Source organism: Vibrio sp. 704 (assembly GCF_033339295.1).
The window spans coordinates 38,812-55,024 of the sequence record NZ_JAWOUH010000014.1; the positions used below are offsets into that span (position 1 = coordinate 38,812).

Here is a 16,213-nt window from a genome sequence, read left to right on the forward strand (position 1 = left end):
TAAGTTAACTCTATAACTTGAAAGCCCCGCTTAGTGCGGGGCTTTTTGTATCTAGCAGTCTTATACGCAGAGCGTTTTTGTTTTATTCCTATTTAGCGTTTGTTTTGACGATTGTTATGATGTCGTTCTAGTGCTGTTGCCTTTTAGGTCAATGGTCTTAAAGTCTGGTACCACTGACTTTTCAAATATTTCTATTTCTTCCTTCAACCATTGCGCAAACAATTGAGCTTTAGGTCTTTTTAAGTAGCCTTTTGGCGCACACAAGTAATACGCAAAGTTGGGCTTGATAGCGATATCTCCAATTCGGACCAATTTGCCAGAACGAAAATATTGATGAGCTAAACTGTGTTTTACTAATGCCACGCCTTGAAGTGATAGTGCAGCCTCAAGCACGAGATGTGATCCACTGTATTTTAAGGTAGGCTTTGCTGCGCAGTGACCCAAGGTTGCTAACCACATATTCCAATCAAGATCAGGCCAAACATCTTCAATCAGCTCAGCTTTGCTTAAATCCTCGATGTTATAGATCCCGTGCTCTTTCTGGTACACCGGATGACAAGCTGGATAAAAAGCTTCGTCCATTAGCCATTGTGATTCTAAATTGGGGTACTTTCCTAAACCGTAACGAACACATAAATCTATCTGGCTATCTTGAAAAGACACCAAATCATTGGTTGGTTCTAATAGCAAGGCGATATCAGGGTGACGCTGACGAAAAGCCGTAATTTTCGGGACTAACCAATGATGAGCGAAAGAGGGGAGTGTTGATATCGAAAGGTGGTTCGGGTTTGGATCTTGATTGACTAATCTAACCCCTTGCTGCAAATGAGCAAACCCTCTTTCTGCCTGACTAAACAGTAGCTCTCCCTCAGGTGTGAGCACGATTTTTCTGTGCTGACGAACAAATAGGTCCGTGCCTAAGAACTCTTCTAAATGACGAATTTGCTGACTAATGGCCGCTGGCGTAACAAACAGTTCTTTTGCTGCCGTTTTAAAGCTTCCTTCCTTTGCTGCAACGAAAAAGTAATACAAGCCCTGTAAGGGAGGCATTCGATCTTTCACATTAGTTTTCCTTAACTCTATGGCAGATTCTATCGTTTGAGGATATCAGCGTAGTCGCTGATTATTAAGTGGTCAACATTGTATAGGGATCTTTGAAATGGAAAACATGACACACACTTGTGAGCGTACTATACCTACTGCCCATCAGAGCGGGTTACAGTTAATTTATTCTAAACTGGCGGCTTGGAGAAGGAACTATAAGACACGTCGTCACTTGAGAGAGTTACCAAAGCACCTTTGGGACGATATTGGATTAGGTGAAAGGGAGATTAGTTGTGAAGTGAGTAAGCCATTCTGGAGAGAGTAGTCTATGAGTTTGATTCAAGCTCAAAGTTAAGTTGCACTCCCCAATGGTGTTGAGGAGTGCAAGCAAAATTACAAGTCTTCTTCCCACACGACCAATTCATCTTTTGGCCAATTGTGGCCTATCTCATGATACTTTTGTTCGAGCACATGACGTTTAATTTTAAGCGTTGGCGTCAGTACGCCATTTTCTATACTCCAAGGTTCTTTAATCATTAACACACCTTTGATTTGCTCATGAGAGGCGAGTTCTTGATTCATCCTGGCAATAACTTTACGTGTGGTACGTGCGTATCGCTCTCGATCAAAGTTAGGGAAGTCATGTGGCACAACCAAAAGAATCGGAGCGGGTAGCCCTAAACCGATGAGACACATCATCTCTACGCGACTGTACTCGAAAAGCTTTTTCTCGATAGGTACCGGAGAGACAAATTTACCTTTGGCGGTTTTGAAGTTATCTTTTTTACGGCCTTGAATCGTTAGATAACCATCTGAATCGATAGCGCCGATATCGCCTGTGTGTAGCCAGCCCTCTGAATCAAAAGACTCTTGGGTGGCAATATCATTTTTGTAGTAGCCAGAAAATAGCCCTTTGCCACGCACCATGATTTCATCATCGGCTGCGATTTTTAACTCAATGCCTGGCCCTGCATTACCGACACTACCAATTTTGTCAGCTCTAAATGGGTAGTTGAGCGTGCTGTAGGCAAATGATTCCGTCATCCCCCAAGCCTCTGTGATATCAAGGCCCACTGAGTGGTACCATTCCAACAGCGCTGGCGAGACAGGTGCAGAGCCACAGCCTAATACTCGAGCCTGATCTAAACCTAGACCATCTGCTAGCTTTTTCTTGATCAAAGAATTGACGAATGGGATTTTCAACAGAATATTGAGCTTCTTCTGTGGAAGTTTGTCTTGAATACGTTGCTGGAATAGCGTCCATAATCGTGGGACGGAGATAAACAGAGTTGGTCGGTGCATCTTCACATCTTCGATAAAAGTGTCCAGTGACTCTGGAAATGCTGTTGGCACGCCACCCATAATCGATGAACCGAAGATATAAACACGCTCTGTAATATGAGCGAGCGGTAAATAAGAGAACAATCGGTCGTTTTCTTGGATACCAATATGATTGATCAGTTGCTGAACAGACCAACTGAATGCGCCGTAAGTTAGCATCGCGCCTTTCGGTAACCCTGATGTGCCTGAGGTATACACCAACGACATTAGCTTGTCATCGTAATGCTGCGGACGCTCTTCACTTGGCACTGCATCAGCAATGAGCGCTTGGTATTCGTGCTTACACTTAGGTGCCGTGTCATAAGGTAGAGCGATGCTAATGAGTTCAGGCATAGCATCAATGACTTGCTGAGTTGCTTTGGGATCATCGAGTTTTCCGCCAATGATCGCTTTACTTTCACTATGAGTCACACAGTATTCGATGGTGTCTGCACCGGCGGTAGGAAAGATTGGCACACTGACATAGTCACCAAGCATCATAGCAAGATCGCAAATAAACCATTCTGCACAGTTTTTAGATACTAACGCAACTTTGTCGCCAGGCTTTACACCAAGCGAGCGTAGTGCGCTGACAAGTTTTAAGGCTTGATCTGCAACATCAGAGAATGTGTACTCAACAAACTGTCGGTTAATAATTTGTTTTAGGTAGACCTCATTTGGACGCTCTTGAGCCCATTTGAGGATCATTTCATTTGGTGGTGGGAGAGCGCAACCAGCAGCGCTATTTAGATTCGGCTGATTCATTTTAAGTGACTCCATGTCTTCTCATTGTATTTATAATTGTTAACGCATTGTTAACTTTAGCATGTTAAATCGCGACACGGGAATGCATTTTGATGAAATATGTGGGGAAGATAGCGTTAGTTATGGTTGAAGTCGGAGCGACTCGATCTAAAAAGCAATGTGATTGATGCTACGCAAAAGAGAACAGGCTTTTCAGCTGTTATGTCATACCGACTTCATACTAAGAGCACAGGTAAGCAATTTATTTTATTAATAATATTGCGAAAACATAGAATCTATCCTAATTATTTATTAACTAGTGGCTTAGTGTTGAAGATAAGTATAAATGTCTCCTAATTTCTTCAAAGCGCCAAACTTAAAGGTATGTCGTGGTTTTGAAGTAGTTATACTAATCTTACTTTGGAAAGTTAGGAGCTTCACCTCAAGCTATTGCCTGAGATTACTTGGGTACGATCATCAGCAAAAGGAAAGATGTGATGTTACGGAAGACTTTACTGGGTACCTATCTTTGTAGTTTATTCATTGCGGGGAATGCATATGGTGCTGAAGGAGATGATATTCCTCAGCGCGCCCAAACGGTTGGTGATGTTATTGAGCGCCCAGGCGTTCTCACACCTAAAGGTAAATGGTCATTTGATTCGTCTTTAAGCTATACACAAAACTCTTCAAACAAAGTATCTGTTGTTGGGTATACAGTCTTACCAACTCTGATTGTTGGGCGAATTGAAGTGAGTGATTCGGATAGGACTACAGTAACCGTTGGATTAACTGCTCGGTACGGTTTAACAAACGCCACAGAGTTAGAAGTTAGAGTGCCGTATGTGTATCGTAATGACCAAGTTTCTACGCGCCCCATTCAAGATGGTTCAAACAGTGAAGTAGTAAACACAACGGTGGATGGCGGAGGGCTTGGTGATGTAGAGTTCGCATTGAGGCACCAGTTTAACTTTGAGTCTGCGCCATACTGGGTAGGTGGCCTTAGAGTAAAGTCGGATACAGGACGATCGCCTTATGATGTTTCTATTGAAGATGGAAGCAACTCATTTAGTGATGTCCCTACAGGTTCGGGTTTTTGGAGTTTTGAGCCTAATTTATCTCTTATTCACCCTGTTGATCCTGCGGTCTTGTTCGCTAGTCTAAGTTATATTTATAACTTAGAGGATACTGTTACAGTTGGCGACACAAAAGCTGATGTTGAACTTGGAGACACTATTTCTCTTTCAGGGGGAATGGGGTTTGCGGTTAATCCTGATCTTTCATTCTCTTTAGGACTTAGCCATAAAACTATTTTAAAAAGCAAAGTAAATGGCAGATCGGCAGATGATGCTAAGTTGCTTCAATTAGATGCATTAACTTTTGGTATAAACTATGCCTTTAGTGAACGCTCATCTATCAATGTTAGTGCTCAAGCTGGTCTTACAGAAGATACTCCCGACTTTCAATTAACAGTACGAGTACCTTTTAATTTGTAAAATGGATATTAGGCCCTTGAGTCTTGGGCCTAATTTATCGTTAGCGCCTAGTGTTCGCATTATAAATTGATTGGATTATATTGGATAAAGTAGGTATATATTCTTAAAATGATGGTGGCCGATTGATATATCGAACTTTCTTTTGGTATGTAATCATAGATATCAGTCGTTTCTAATATCAAAGAAGCTTAACGTGACAATTTTTCAGATAAAAATGGAAATGCTCATTGAAGGTGGTTCAATAAGGCGTCTTCTAATTGTTGGTTTGCTTTGATTTCCCGTATTACCCCATTTACTTGAGCATCAATGTCTACGAGCGTGCTAAGTCCAATAATACTGTTATCTTTCGTGTTTTGAATAATATTGATAATACTTGAATTTATAAAGTCTGAACTTATTATATTAGGATTTTGAGACGAAGGCATTTTGGGTGAATCTATAGAATCATCTCCAATAATATTGCCTTCACCAAATTGTATGATGTTAACAATACCCTGGTTGAAAACATCTCCACTTTGATTTTCACTATTTGCGCTAATGTTTTTTAAATTACCATTTTCAATTACTAAGTTGGCAATATTTGTGTTCAAAATATCATCGCCATTTATAGTCGTAGTAATGCTTAATCCAATATTAATAATATACTCGTCCGTAATTTGGAAACCACCTCGATATTCTTCTAAAGATAAATTTGAAAGAGGAGTAAGTTCTTGCAGGCCAACATCTTTAGCATTCACATTAAAATGAGGTATTAGCATACAAAGCACTAACAAAAATTTATTGTAGTTCATAATGTAGGCCTTTCAGGTTGTTAAGTTCTTAAAGTTATTTAAAACAATGTTATATTAATTTTCACCGGAAACTGGGAGAGTAATGCTAAATACCCCTAAGGAATCTCTAGACACTCCTGTTTTTAATGGTGATCTTTGATATACGGTGAAATTATCATTGGTTATAAAGCTAGACCGTCCCATTTCCGCTTCGTTACGGACCAGTAACACAATTCCTTGGTAATATTTTTCAAACTCATCTAGTTTCATTATCATGGTTCCTCTAGAAGGGTCTCCTAGAATAACTGAGTGATTGTTTATACCTCTGATGACAACAAAATGCATATACCCGTCGAAATTAACGAGAGTAATCCCAGGGACGCCGACTTCTTTAATTTTCTCCAGTCCTACTTGAAAGCCGTCAGAACGTAACCCTATGGAATCCAAGTAAAACTTCATATCCAACAAAGAAAAACCTTTCTCTTTGATTTTTTCTTTATCACCTTTTTCAAACATGCTTTTGAAGATATCTTGTTCAGATGACTCTGTTGCATAATGAAAAGTGAGAAGAGAAGCCAGGGCGGCAGAGCCACAGCTGAAGTCATACTGTTGGCGAAAAACATCACCGAACACTATTTCTTTGTAGCTTTTAACAGGAACAGAGTAATGTGCTCGGTAAGGTAGCAGTTCTAATGAAATGGCTGATGCTGAATAAACGAGCATCAGCCAAATTAAGTTATTTAATACTTTCATATTGTTTACTTGAGTGTCAGGTTAACGACGGTAGAGTTCTGGATTAAAACGTTGTTTCCGCTGTTCTGAATTACGTTGGATATACCCGAACTGTCTGCGAACGCTCCACTTGATAGTATATTGTTACCACTCACGGTGTTTGACGCGACATTATCTGACGAAATACCATTGATATCTGATTCTGCATAAACCAAGTCGAGTTCAACATTTTGTCCACCTCTTGATTCATTCATGATATCCAAGCTAACTTCTCCGCCAGATAATGCAATGTCATCAGCGAGTGCAGTGCAGGCAACTATCATACTCAAAGTACAGATTGCCAAACGCATCGCTTTCTCCTACTAGTCGGTTACTCACCCCCAGTAAACACACTTGCATTAGTTGTAACAGATTGTTGTACAAGTGAATTTGAACCAGCATTCTGACCAACGGTAGTAATACCAGCTGCACCACCAAGACCACCAAGGGTGTTCATGTTTTCAACTCGAACTCGAGTATCATCCGCGTTAGTTGCATAAATAACTGATGCACCTGTAACACCACCCATTAGGCTTGAGCTCGCAACAACCATATCTGTATCCATATGGACTTGATTGAAGCTATCAACATTTGTTGAGCTCGAGTCACTTTGATAGTTACTATTGTCGTTAAAGCTGTTCGAGTTTGTTGTGCTTGAATCAGCGTAGCTACGGTTATCACTCTGGTTACGGTTGTCGCTTTGATTACGATTATCGCTGTTATCGTTAAAGCTACTGTTGATACTAGAGTCACTGTTGTCGTTGTTGCTACGTCTTACAGTAGTACTAGAGTCGCTGTTGTCGTTGTGGCTTCTATTTGTGTTAGTACTTGAATCACTACTATCACTATTTAGGCTCACATCAAGATCAGCACTGGTACTGTTGTCGTTAGCGTTAGACGTACTATTGTCGTTGTGGCTTTGAGCTGTGTTAGTGCTCGAGTTTGAGTTGTCGCTGTTGTTATTAAAGCTGTCATCAACACCAAGAGTTGCACTGTTGTCAGTGTCGCTGTTGTCGTTGAAGCTATGACCAATACCTAGTGACGCACTATTATCGCTGTTGTCGTTGAAGCTATCACCAACACCGAGAGATGCGCTATTGTCACTGTTATCATTGAAACTGCCAGATAAACCGATATCGGTATTAGCGCTGTCAGTCCATTGCATGTTGTCGTCTCCATCATCGATCTCATTCGCGATTAGAGAGCCACTAAATAAAATTGCTGACATTGCTAAAGCAAGCCCTGTTTTGTTTAGAGTCATAACGATTACTCCATTTCCTGTTATTCCTGATTAAAAATGACTGCACTTAACTTCTTGCTGCTTCCTTCAAATGTTGTGGGAAGCGATGAAATTATAAGAAAGGATCAGTGAAAGCTGTTCTCATTATTGAGAATGATTCAGGCTGGAAGGGAGTATTTAGGTGCGTCTCTTTAAGGTTTTAAAGAAAAAAATAACATAATCATAATGTTATTTTTTGTATTTACTTTAAGTACTCATCAAGTATGAAATGAAGCCAATATAAAGAAGTAATTTGTTCTATTGCACTGAGCGGAGCAGTCATCCATTTTTTATAAATGGCATTTTATCCAATTATTATCTTTATTATTTAATATTATAAATCATATCCTTATGCTAACACAGGTTGAAAAGTATGGATAAAAACACAACAGGTTCATACTTTTTAAGTCTTTTTCGGTGCTGAAAAGCAATGCGATATCATTCTGAAGTGCTATATTTTCTACTTAAAATGAAGATAAATTCTCTTTGCTATCCCCAATTAATTTTCTAACGGGGGTTGGTGAAACAGGTAAGTTAATGTGGTGGGACTATGGAAAAGAAGCACTTGATACTGCTAGCTGAGAGTAATTTACAAAGTAACTTAATAAAAAAACAGCTGTCTTCCATTCATGATGTCGATGTAAAGATAATGCAACCAGATGAAGTGGTGTTCAGAAGTCACTCACTCAGTATCGATTTGATGTTTATTGATTACGATTTTATGCGTCAGCTTGAAGTACAAGGAAAGTTACCAGATTTTGATCTATTTGGGTGGTCCTTTATGCTTCACAACGTCCCTTGTGAAAAAGTACAAACGGACTTACTGCATTGGAAGTTGTTAAAAGGAATTTTGCTCCGAAGTGCATCAGTGACACATATATGTGATGGCGCGGAATACGTACTGAAAGGTGGGTTGTGGCTACCAAGAATGTACCTAGAGAAGTTAGTCCTCAATTATCGGCATGCAAATTTGTCCGAAGAACAGCAGCATGATGAGTTAACATGCAGAGAAAAACAGATTCTAGAGCTACTTGTGTACGGCATTTCAAATCAACAAATTGCTTCAAGACTTTTTTTATCTGAAAGTACAGTGAAAAGCCATATATACAAGTTGTACAAAAAACTCGATGTCCATTCTCGTCATGATGCGGTTAAGTTGGTAAGAATGAACAATGGCTTAACCGAGAGAAGTTAAGTCACAATTTGTGATGCTCTTTTTATCGGGGTCTGTTCCGTTTTCACTATCTAATCTAAGCAAGGGCACTCGTATTTGAGTGCCCGTGGTTTATCTAGATTCAATAGTTGGCGTATCAGCAGGCTACATCATGCCCGTGACAAGGCCTGCTGCCACAAAAAACACGCTCATCCATAGTACCGAAAGGTTGAGCTTTTTGTGTAGATAGAAACCCGCAATCACTAACGCCATGTCGATGGGAGCAACAACTGCGCTGCTAAATACTGGCTGGTAAAGTGCCGCGAGTAGTAACCCTACTACCGAGGCATTTACACCGTTGATGGCGCCGGAGACCAGCGGTTTGCCTGCCAGTGCTTGCCAGTTCTTAAGAACGCCAAGTAGTAAAAGAAACCCTGGGAGGAATACGCCAAGCGTTGCGATCAGAGCGCCTAAAATTGGCGTATCCGAAAGCTCATAACCGATAAAAGTCGCAAAGGTGAACATTGGCCCCGGTACAGCTTGTGCAGCGGCGTAGCCTGTTAAAAATGCATCTTGGCTGAGCTGGTCGCCAACAATGTTTTGCAGAAGCGGCAGAACCACATGACCGCCACCAAACACTAAGCTACCAGCTTGGAAAAAATCACTAAACAGCCCAAGCAAAGGTAACGTATGAGCCACTAACGGTAAGCCGAGTAAAAGCACCGCAAATAGAGCCAATGGCGCGATAGACGGTTTAAACGGCTCGGCTGATGGCGCGGAGTCTTTCTTCAGATATCGCATTCCGACAAAACTTGCTGCGATCAACACGAACATTTGCGTCATGATGCTTGGTGCTACCAGCAACGCAATCGCAGTCGCGACGCACAAACCCGCGGTCAGTTTACTTTGGCAGAAGTTTTTGTACATGCCCCAAGTCGCATCCGCCACGACGACGACTGCGAGCAGTTTTAGGCCGTGAACGATGTTTTGGAACACTGCGGTGTCGGTGATTTGGCTGCTCATCATCGCCAGCGCCAACATGATGACCACTGAAGGAAGCGTGAATCCGACAAATGCTGCGCATGCACCACCTAAACCGCCACGTTTATAGCCTAAAGCAAAGCCAACTTGGCTTGAGCCCGGTCCCGGCAAAAACTGACTGAGCGCGACAATTTGCGCGTACTCGCTGTCATCAAGCCATTTCAGTTTCTCAACAAAGGTTTGGCGAAAATAACCAATATGAGCCGCAGGGCCGCCGAAGCTGAACCAACCCAGCAAGAAAAAAGTTTTGAATATGGTGAACATGTCGAGCCTGTTTATCTAAAAAGCATTGTTGCTAATTTATCGAATGCTCTAAAATGACTCAAATTGATGATTTTAATTTCATCTATGAATGAAATGGGATGAGGATGTTGGAGTGAAAGAGGACATTCAGTGGCGCAACATTGACTTGAACTTATTGGTGACGTTTTCCTACTTGTATCGCTATCGAAGCGTTAGCGTCGCGGCAGAGAAAAGTTACGTTAGCCAGTCGGCGATGAGTCATAGTTTGTCTCGTTTAAGGTTGTTGTTTGACGACCCGCTTTTTGAGCGAAAAGGGCACAAGATGGAGCCCACCGAGCACGCTCACCACATCGCGCCAATCGTGCATCATTTGTTGGATTCTATTGCCAAAGACTTGCTCACTAAGTCTGTCTTCCAGCCTAAAAATTATGCGGGTGTATGTCGCATTGGATTAACGGATTATGCCGAGTTTATCTTTGCTCCTGGGCTTTATGACGAAATACGCCAGCGCGCCCCAGAGGCGCAGATCAGTTTTATTAACGTCAATCGTAGCAACTACGTGGCATTAACTGAGCACGAAAAGCTCGATGTCATTATTGGCAGCATGCCGGTGTTGGATGACAACTTTGAGAGCTTGTACTTGTACACCGAAAAACACGTGTGCATGTGTGATAAACAGGTGTTGAAAGGGGAAACACAGCTGTCTCTGGAAGCGTTCGCGAACATAGAGCAAGCTCTGGTAAGTCCCGATGGGAGCTTAAAGACACAAGTAGACCAAAAGCTTGCAGAACATGGCTTGAGCCGCAAAGTCACCGTGGCGTCGCGCAACTTTCTCACTATTCGGCATCTGTTGAAAAAGCGCGATCTCATTGCCATCGTGCCAGAAAAAATGGCGTTGGCGGAGGGCTTTTCGGACGATCTCACTACTGTTAAGCCGCCGATCGCCGTTGCGGATTTTGATATTGCCATGCTGTGGCATTCCAGCCGAAACAATGAAGACAAAGGCATTTGGCTACGCGAGTTGGTTTTTTCGACCATCACCTCTAAATGATAAACATTTGGGGCACTCATGGTGCTTAGAGTTATTTGTTGTTGGACTTCTTACTACCCGCTGAGTTATCGGCGTTACACCGAAACAGTACTGATTGTGCAAAATGAATGTCTTGGGTTAGGGGGGGATGTTCAAGATTTAATTCATAAAAGAGATTAATGGAAAAGGTATCATTGAGTTGTACCACGTAGTTTAAGCTCTGTTTGAACGTATACATGAAGAGGGAGTAAGCGTCCATCTCGGTATTTTTCCACCAGTAAGTTCACTCCCTGAGTTCCCATCAACTCAGAGTGAATACGAATTGTAGACAACGGCGGAAAGGTAAAGCGAGCAGTAGGAATATCATTCATACTAATCAACGTAATATCCTCTGGTATCTTTAAGCCAAATTCATGGATTGCACGTACTATGCCAATCGCGATGGAGTCTGAATCAATGAATACTGCTTTCGGGAAGTCACCTTTGGCTAGCATCTCTTTCGCTAAGTTATAACCGGACAAACTAGAGCAGGCACAATAGTGTATATCTTGTTCTGCGACCACGCCTTTTAGACAGCCATAGTCCAAAAACACATTTTTACGAGTGTCAGCTGCGTCGTGCTTGTCTTGACCGCTAATATAACCGATGCGGCGGTGGCCTCGTTGTACAAAGAAATCAACCACTTGCCTACTGATTCGAATAAGGTCGACATCAACGCAATCATAAGGGCAGGTTGGATCTGAAAAGTTTATGTAGCAGATGCTATCGGCTAGACGTTTAGGTAATTTATCTACTACCTTTTGGTCGACATTTCCGACTAAAAGGACACCTGTTATCTTTTTCGTTTCAACATCAATTTCACTGTTATAGCAATTGGTTAGCGTAATACCTAATTTGTCGCATTGCGTTTCAATCCCATGACGAATTGATAAGTAGTAAGGGTCATTCACCTCTGTTTCTTGTTTGTAGTTATATAAGGCTAAAAAGTGATGTTTTTGCTTAACTTCTTTGATGCCTTTCTTCGAGCTACTGGTGCGGTACTCCAGTTTTTCTGCAATTTCCAAAATGCGGTATTTGGTTTCTTCTTTAACGCTCAACGTTGGGTCGTTGTTCAAAACCCGCGATACGGTTGCAAGTGAGACGCCTGCTTCAATGGCGATATCTTTTAGCTTTGCCATGTAAATTTCCCGTTGGCACTGCCCAAGTGTGAGCTCAATAATCTGACTATTTTAAACAGCTACTTAGATATGCACAAACCTTTAGTAAGACAGTCCTAAACACTTTAAATCATCATATCAAGCCAACTTGTTTTCATGAAATACACTCTATTGAGTAATAAATAAAGCCGTAAACGTAAGGATTATATTGCTGTAAAAATACTGAAAAACGCGACAGGTTTGGAAACTTGCTACTTGTGGTAACTCTAGTACTTAATAGGAGTCGAGCTGTTTAGAGTTTAATCAAGCAAACGTTTTATTGTTCATGTTTATGTTTTGTGTCTCATTTTATAAACAAATCAATAGGAAAGTATTCAACTCTATTTATAATCTCCGCGCTTTTAAAAGCTGTCTAACAGTATGAAAAATTGGGAAATTATAATGAAAAAAGTATTGCCATTATTGGCTTTAGGTGCAGTGGTTGCTTCAGCATCAGTTCAAGCAAAAGGTAACTGGTATGTTGGTGCTGATTTGGTAAATTCAGATCTTAAAGTTAAAAGCTTGTCAAAAGATTTTTCTGCGACAGGTCTTAGCCTTGCTGTAGGTAAAGAGCTGCAATATTCAGAAAACTTCAAACTAGCTTTTGAAGGTGAGTACATATACTTTGGCGACTTTGAAGAAACATTTTCTTACATGGGGTGGCCGGTTAAATTTAGTGTTGATGCTTCTGCGTTCAATTTCAATGCGAAGCCTAAATACCAATTTGCAGGTACAGGCTTCTATGTTGGTGCGATTGCTGGCCTTGGTGTAATGAGTGTTTCTTATGAAGTGAAATCATCTAGCACTGTTACCGATGATGGTCGTGATGTAGGCTTTAACTACGGTGTTGAGGCTGGTTATGAGTTCGCTTCAGGTTTGGTTGTATCTGGTGGCTACCGTGCTTCTTCGGTAAGTATTGATGCCGAAAACGGTGGCAGCGAAGATTTTGATTTTGACAGCCTGTACGTTGGCGTTGATTACAAGTTTTAAGCTCGCATAAGCAAAACATAGATACTAAAAAGGAGCCGTTAGGCTCCTTTTTTGATCAGATTATCAATCAACTCATAATGGTGCTCCTGTACGCCTGCAAGGTTGCCATATTTGGGTTGATGGCGGTCATTTTCTTTCGCGTGTTGCCAGCCAATGGTGTGACGCACAAAATGCTCTGCAAACGCGTGGGAAACTTCCAAGCAACCTGCCAGCACGGTATCAACATAACTTTGCATGATTGGGCTCTTTGCGCATGGTGGTAGTGGCTCGTCTTTTACGTAAACCCAAATGTCATGTTCTTGGTTAAAACTCGCATCTGTTTCGATTTGATCTGGCTGAAGTTGAATACGATGATAACCTCGCTCACGGCGGTCGAATTCTGCGAGCGCTTCTTTATTCACTTCGAGTAAAACGCCATTAACCTGTCCATCGCCTTGGTTCACCACTAATGGAGAGAGGCTGTAGCTGTCGTCAATCTTCCCCCAGTAGCGAACCAACCCATGTGCTATGACGGGAATGGCTTCTCCCGTTTGTCCGGTTAACTTACGCGACGCAGAATTAATCAAACTGCCATAGCCAAATATGTACATTGTCGTTGCATCCCTTAACTGATAGTTGTGCCTCTCATGTTTATACCTAACCCGCATCTGAAGCACAACTTTACCTCTTAAGTATAATCTTAATTATAAACATGTATTTTTTATACATGTTTATGGTAGCATCAATATGTAGTTGAGTTAACCAGCATCGAGAGACGCTTGAGGGCAAGATAATGCTGAATATCACCGATAAAAAAGTAGAAGAAAAAATCCCCGCATGGCTGCGATTAGGCTTTCGGCCGTTTTTTCTGTTTGGGTCGATTTACGCCATTGTTGCGATTGCGTTGTGGGTGTGGATGTTCCAAGGCGGACAGCCAAACGCATTAGCCGTGCCTGCATTGTGGTGGCACGTACATGAAATGTTGTTCGGTTTTTCGATGGCCATTGTAGTTGGCTTTGTACTGACCGCGGTACAAAACTGGACTGGCATTAATGGTACCAAGCATTACATGCTTCTGGCTTTATTTGGCTTGTGGTTAGTGCCCCGCATATTGCTTTGGACACCAGCACCGTTATGGTTAACCAGCAGTATCGAAGCGGTATTTTTACTGTTTGTCGCCTATGAGGTGGGCATTCGTGTGTATCGAGCCAAAGGTTGGCGTAATTTGTTTTTCGTTCCACTGTTTCTTTTAGCCATCTTTGCGAACTTTGCAAGCTACGCAACGATAAAAGGTATGCCGCCCTTTAGCTCTTCAGCGGTGTGGCAAGCAATGCTGTGGTGGTTTACCTTGCTGTTGTCAGTGATGGGCGGACGTGTGATTCCATTTTTTACTGCGCGTCGATTTAATTTCGAAAAAGCGCAACCATTGGCTTGGTTAGAGTGGTTCGCGAACTTGCCATTGGTAATGCTATTTGTGCTGAGCTTTTTCCCTGTGACGTTTGCAGAACTAGGTAGTCCTTTGATGCTATTTGCAGGTGTTGCTCAGTTGGTGCGTTTTGTTCGCTGGAAACCTTGGTTAACCCTGAGCGAGCCTTTAGTGTGGTCGCTGCATGCTGCGTATTTGTGTTTACCACTAAGCTTAATTTTGCGAGGCGTCTGGGGAGATGCATTTGCCAGCCATAACCTCATTCACCTGTTTGCGATAGGTGCGTTAGGCGGTTTGATTTTAGCGATGATTACACGGGTGACGATGGGACATACTGGTCGCATGATCTACAAAGGGCCAAACATGAGCCTTGCGTTTGCAGCAATTACCGCGGCAGCTTTGGTTCGCAGTTTCGCCGTGATCTTTGATCCAGCGAACATGATACTGTGGATTGATATCAGCGGCGGATTATGGATTGTTGCGTTTGGGCTATTTGTGTGGCGCTTTGGTGTGATGCTTGTGACCCCTCGTGTGGATGGTCACCCCGGATAAGATTCTAATGTGAGTAGAGAAAAGAGGAGCCGCGTGCTCCTCTTTTGGTTTTTGTTCTTTATAGGTTTAGTGTTTATTCGTCTTCGTCGTCCGCTTTATTCGTGAGCCCCAAGCGTTTAAATAGCCACCACTCTAGACCAAAAATGACAATTAAGGCGATGCAGAACCAGGTGAATGCCATGGTGGATTCCACGCCTGGCATTCCACCAACATTGATACCGAGTAAACCTGTTAAGAAGCTGGTTGGTAGAAAAATCGTTGCTACCAAAGTAAACAGGTAACTGTTTTTATTGGTTTTCTCATCACGATGATGTTTGATCTCTTCTTGGAAAAGCGCCACTTCTCCAAGATAAAACTCAAGTGTTTCATTTATGCGCGTAATATTATTGTGTGCGAAGCGATATTGATGAGGTCTCAAAGCAATCAATTCTGATTCTGACTCCACAAGATCACGGATAGCGTACTGCTGAGGGCGAATAAAACGCTTGATAGAAATCAGTGCTTTTTGAGTCGCCATATGTTTGTACGTCGACTCATCATTCACGTCGAACTGGTTTAGTGTTTCTTCAATCGTATCAAGGTAAATGTCTATTTTACTGTTTAATCCTTCAATGATCTGATGAAGTAAACTGGCAAGACTTTTTGGGCCTTTGTGTTCCGCTAATGCTTGGCGAATCTCCATGATCGCGCGTGATGGAATTTTACGAGTTGAAATGAGTGCGCCTTGAAAGTAGAGAATTCGAATACTAAGCATATCTTCTGGTGATGCATTGCCGTTCATATTGACGCCTCGTAAAATCAACATGAAGTTCTCGTCATCCAAAGGATGGAAAGATGGTCGACTTTCGTCGGCTAATAGATGATCAACCGTAGCTCGAGGTACTTGGTTTTGCTCCAGCCAACCACGAATATCAGGATGCAGCCGTTCGCAATGGTACCAATGCTTAGCTTGAATTTGCTCTGCCGTGGTGGATTGTTGAGTTGCTTCTGGGGTTGAGAAGTCCCAATGTTCAATCATAAAACCCATTTTCTTTTCCTTGTTTGAGCCGATACCAAAATAACCTCAAGATACTTCTTTCGCGAGAATTGCATTGCCATACAGAGGCAATGCTCTGAGTACGGTACTCTGAAGTCATTGATGCATTATTTTTCAAATGAGTATGATTGTATTTAATGCCAAAT

16 protein-coding genes are annotated in these 16,213 nt (G+C 42.0%); 6 read left to right on the forward strand and 10 right to left on the reverse strand.

What is annotated here, in order from left to right; all coding sequences use genetic code 11:
• Positions 1 to 114: 114 nt before the first annotated feature.
• Entirely contained in the window at positions 115 to 1,062 is a 948-nt protein-coding gene (locus R7R24_RS17310) for a LysR substrate-binding domain-containing protein (RefSeq protein WP_054579100.1), read from the reverse strand.
• A 106-nt stretch (positions 1,063 to 1,168) separates the two neighbouring features.
• Here R7R24_RS17310 and R7R24_RS17315 point away from each other — a divergent pair, with 106 nt between their 5' ends.
• Entirely contained in the window at positions 1,169 to 1,369 is a 201-nt protein-coding gene (locus tag R7R24_RS17315) for a DUF1127 domain-containing protein (protein ID WP_224721253.1), read from the forward strand.
• A 68-nt stretch (positions 1,370 to 1,437) separates the two neighbouring features.
• Here the strand turns inward: R7R24_RS17315 and R7R24_RS17320 are convergent, their stop codons facing one another.
• Entirely contained in the window at positions 1,438 to 3,129 is a 1,692-nt protein-coding gene (locus tag R7R24_RS17320; RefSeq protein ID WP_031779037.1) for an AMP-binding protein, read from the reverse strand.
• 476 nt (positions 3,130 to 3,605) lie between these two features.
• Here R7R24_RS17320 and R7R24_RS17325 point away from each other — a divergent pair, with 476 nt between their 5' ends.
• Positions 3,606 to 4,601 carry a transporter gene (locus R7R24_RS17325; protein WP_005380160.1) on the forward strand — a complete coding sequence of 332 codons (996 nt, stop codon included), beginning with the start codon at positions 3,606 to 3,608 and terminating at the stop codon, positions 4,599 to 4,601.
• Positions 4,602 to 4,825: 224 nt separating this feature from the next.
• Here R7R24_RS17325 and R7R24_RS17330 read toward each other — a convergent pair whose 3' ends face one another.
• From R7R24_RS17330 to R7R24_RS17345, 4 genes are read right to left on the reverse strand one after another with little or no spacing between them, the layout of a single operon-like run.
• The gene (locus R7R24_RS17330; protein WP_025768212.1) at positions 4,826 to 5,392 is read right to left on the reverse strand and encodes a hypothetical protein; all 567 of its coding nucleotides are present in this window, start codon (positions 5,390 to 5,392) and stop codon (positions 4,826 to 4,828) included.
• Positions 5,393 to 5,446: 54 nt separating this feature from the next.
• A complete protein-coding gene (locus R7R24_RS17335; protein ID WP_005380165.1) occupies positions 5,447 to 6,124 on the reverse strand; it encodes a C39 family peptidase in 678 nt (225 codons plus the stop codon).
• Positions 6,125 to 6,129: 5 nt separating this feature from the next.
• Positions 6,130 to 6,453 carry a hypothetical protein gene (locus R7R24_RS17340; RefSeq protein WP_005380167.1) on the reverse strand — a complete coding sequence of 108 codons (324 nt, stop codon included), beginning with the start codon at positions 6,451 to 6,453 and terminating at the stop codon, positions 6,130 to 6,132.
• A 20-nt stretch (positions 6,454 to 6,473) separates the two neighbouring features.
• On the reverse strand, positions 6,474 to 7,403 hold the full coding sequence (locus R7R24_RS17345) for a hypothetical protein (protein WP_005391691.1): 930 nt from the start codon (positions 7,401 to 7,403) through the stop codon (positions 6,474 to 6,476).
• A 568-nt stretch (positions 7,404 to 7,971) separates the two neighbouring features.
• Here R7R24_RS17345 and R7R24_RS17350 point away from each other — a divergent pair.
• Positions 7,972 to 8,616 (forward strand): helix-turn-helix transcriptional regulator, encoded by a 645-nt coding sequence (locus R7R24_RS17350; protein ID WP_005380169.1) that lies wholly within the window; start codon positions 7,972 to 7,974, stop codon positions 8,614 to 8,616.
• Between the two features lie 123 nt (positions 8,617 to 8,739).
• On the opposite strand, the gene chrA is transcribed toward R7R24_RS17350, so the two are convergent.
• A complete protein-coding gene (gene chrA, locus R7R24_RS17355) occupies positions 8,740 to 9,879 on the reverse strand; it encodes a chromate efflux transporter (RefSeq protein WP_191115857.1) in 1,140 nt (379 codons plus the stop codon).
• Positions 9,880 to 9,991: 112 nt separating this feature from the next.
• Here chrA and R7R24_RS17360 point away from each other — a divergent pair, with 112 nt between their 5' ends.
• Positions 9,992 to 10,909, forward strand: coding sequence for a LysR family transcriptional regulator (locus R7R24_RS17360; protein ID WP_373921421.1), 918 nt, complete (start codon positions 9,992 to 9,994; stop codon positions 10,907 to 10,909).
• Between the two features lie 170 nt (positions 10,910 to 11,079).
• Here R7R24_RS17360 and ebgR read toward each other — a convergent pair whose 3' ends face one another.
• Entirely contained in the window at positions 11,080 to 12,066 is a 987-nt protein-coding gene (gene ebgR, locus R7R24_RS17365; RefSeq protein ID WP_191115855.1) for a transcriptional regulator EbgR, read from the reverse strand.
• Between the two features lie 420 nt (positions 12,067 to 12,486).
• On the opposite strand from ebgR, the gene R7R24_RS17370 reads away from it, so the two are divergent.
• Positions 12,487 to 13,074 carry an outer membrane beta-barrel protein gene (locus tag R7R24_RS17370; RefSeq protein WP_017636001.1) on the forward strand — a complete coding sequence of 196 codons (588 nt, stop codon included), beginning with the start codon at positions 12,487 to 12,489 and terminating at the stop codon, positions 13,072 to 13,074.
• Between the two features lie 38 nt (positions 13,075 to 13,112).
• Here the strand turns inward: R7R24_RS17370 and R7R24_RS17375 are convergent, their stop codons facing one another.
• Positions 13,113 to 13,664 (reverse strand): gamma-glutamylcyclotransferase family protein, encoded by a 552-nt coding sequence (locus R7R24_RS17375; protein WP_017636002.1) that lies wholly within the window; start codon positions 13,662 to 13,664, stop codon positions 13,113 to 13,115.
• Positions 13,665 to 13,846: 182 nt separating this feature from the next.
• Here R7R24_RS17375 and R7R24_RS17380 point away from each other — a divergent pair, with 182 nt between their 5' ends.
• Positions 13,847 to 15,031, forward strand: a complete 1,185-nt coding sequence (locus R7R24_RS17380; RefSeq protein ID WP_005391701.1) for an NnrS family protein — start codon at positions 13,847 to 13,849, stop codon at positions 15,029 to 15,031.
• Positions 15,032 to 15,104: 73 nt separating this feature from the next.
• Here the strand turns inward: R7R24_RS17380 and R7R24_RS17385 are convergent, their stop codons facing one another.
• Complete coding sequence (locus tag R7R24_RS17385) at positions 15,105 to 16,058, reverse strand: CorA family divalent cation transporter (RefSeq protein WP_005391702.1); 954 nt, start codon at positions 16,056 to 16,058, stop codon at positions 15,105 to 15,107.
• Between the last annotated feature and the right edge of the window lie 155 nt (positions 16,059 to 16,213).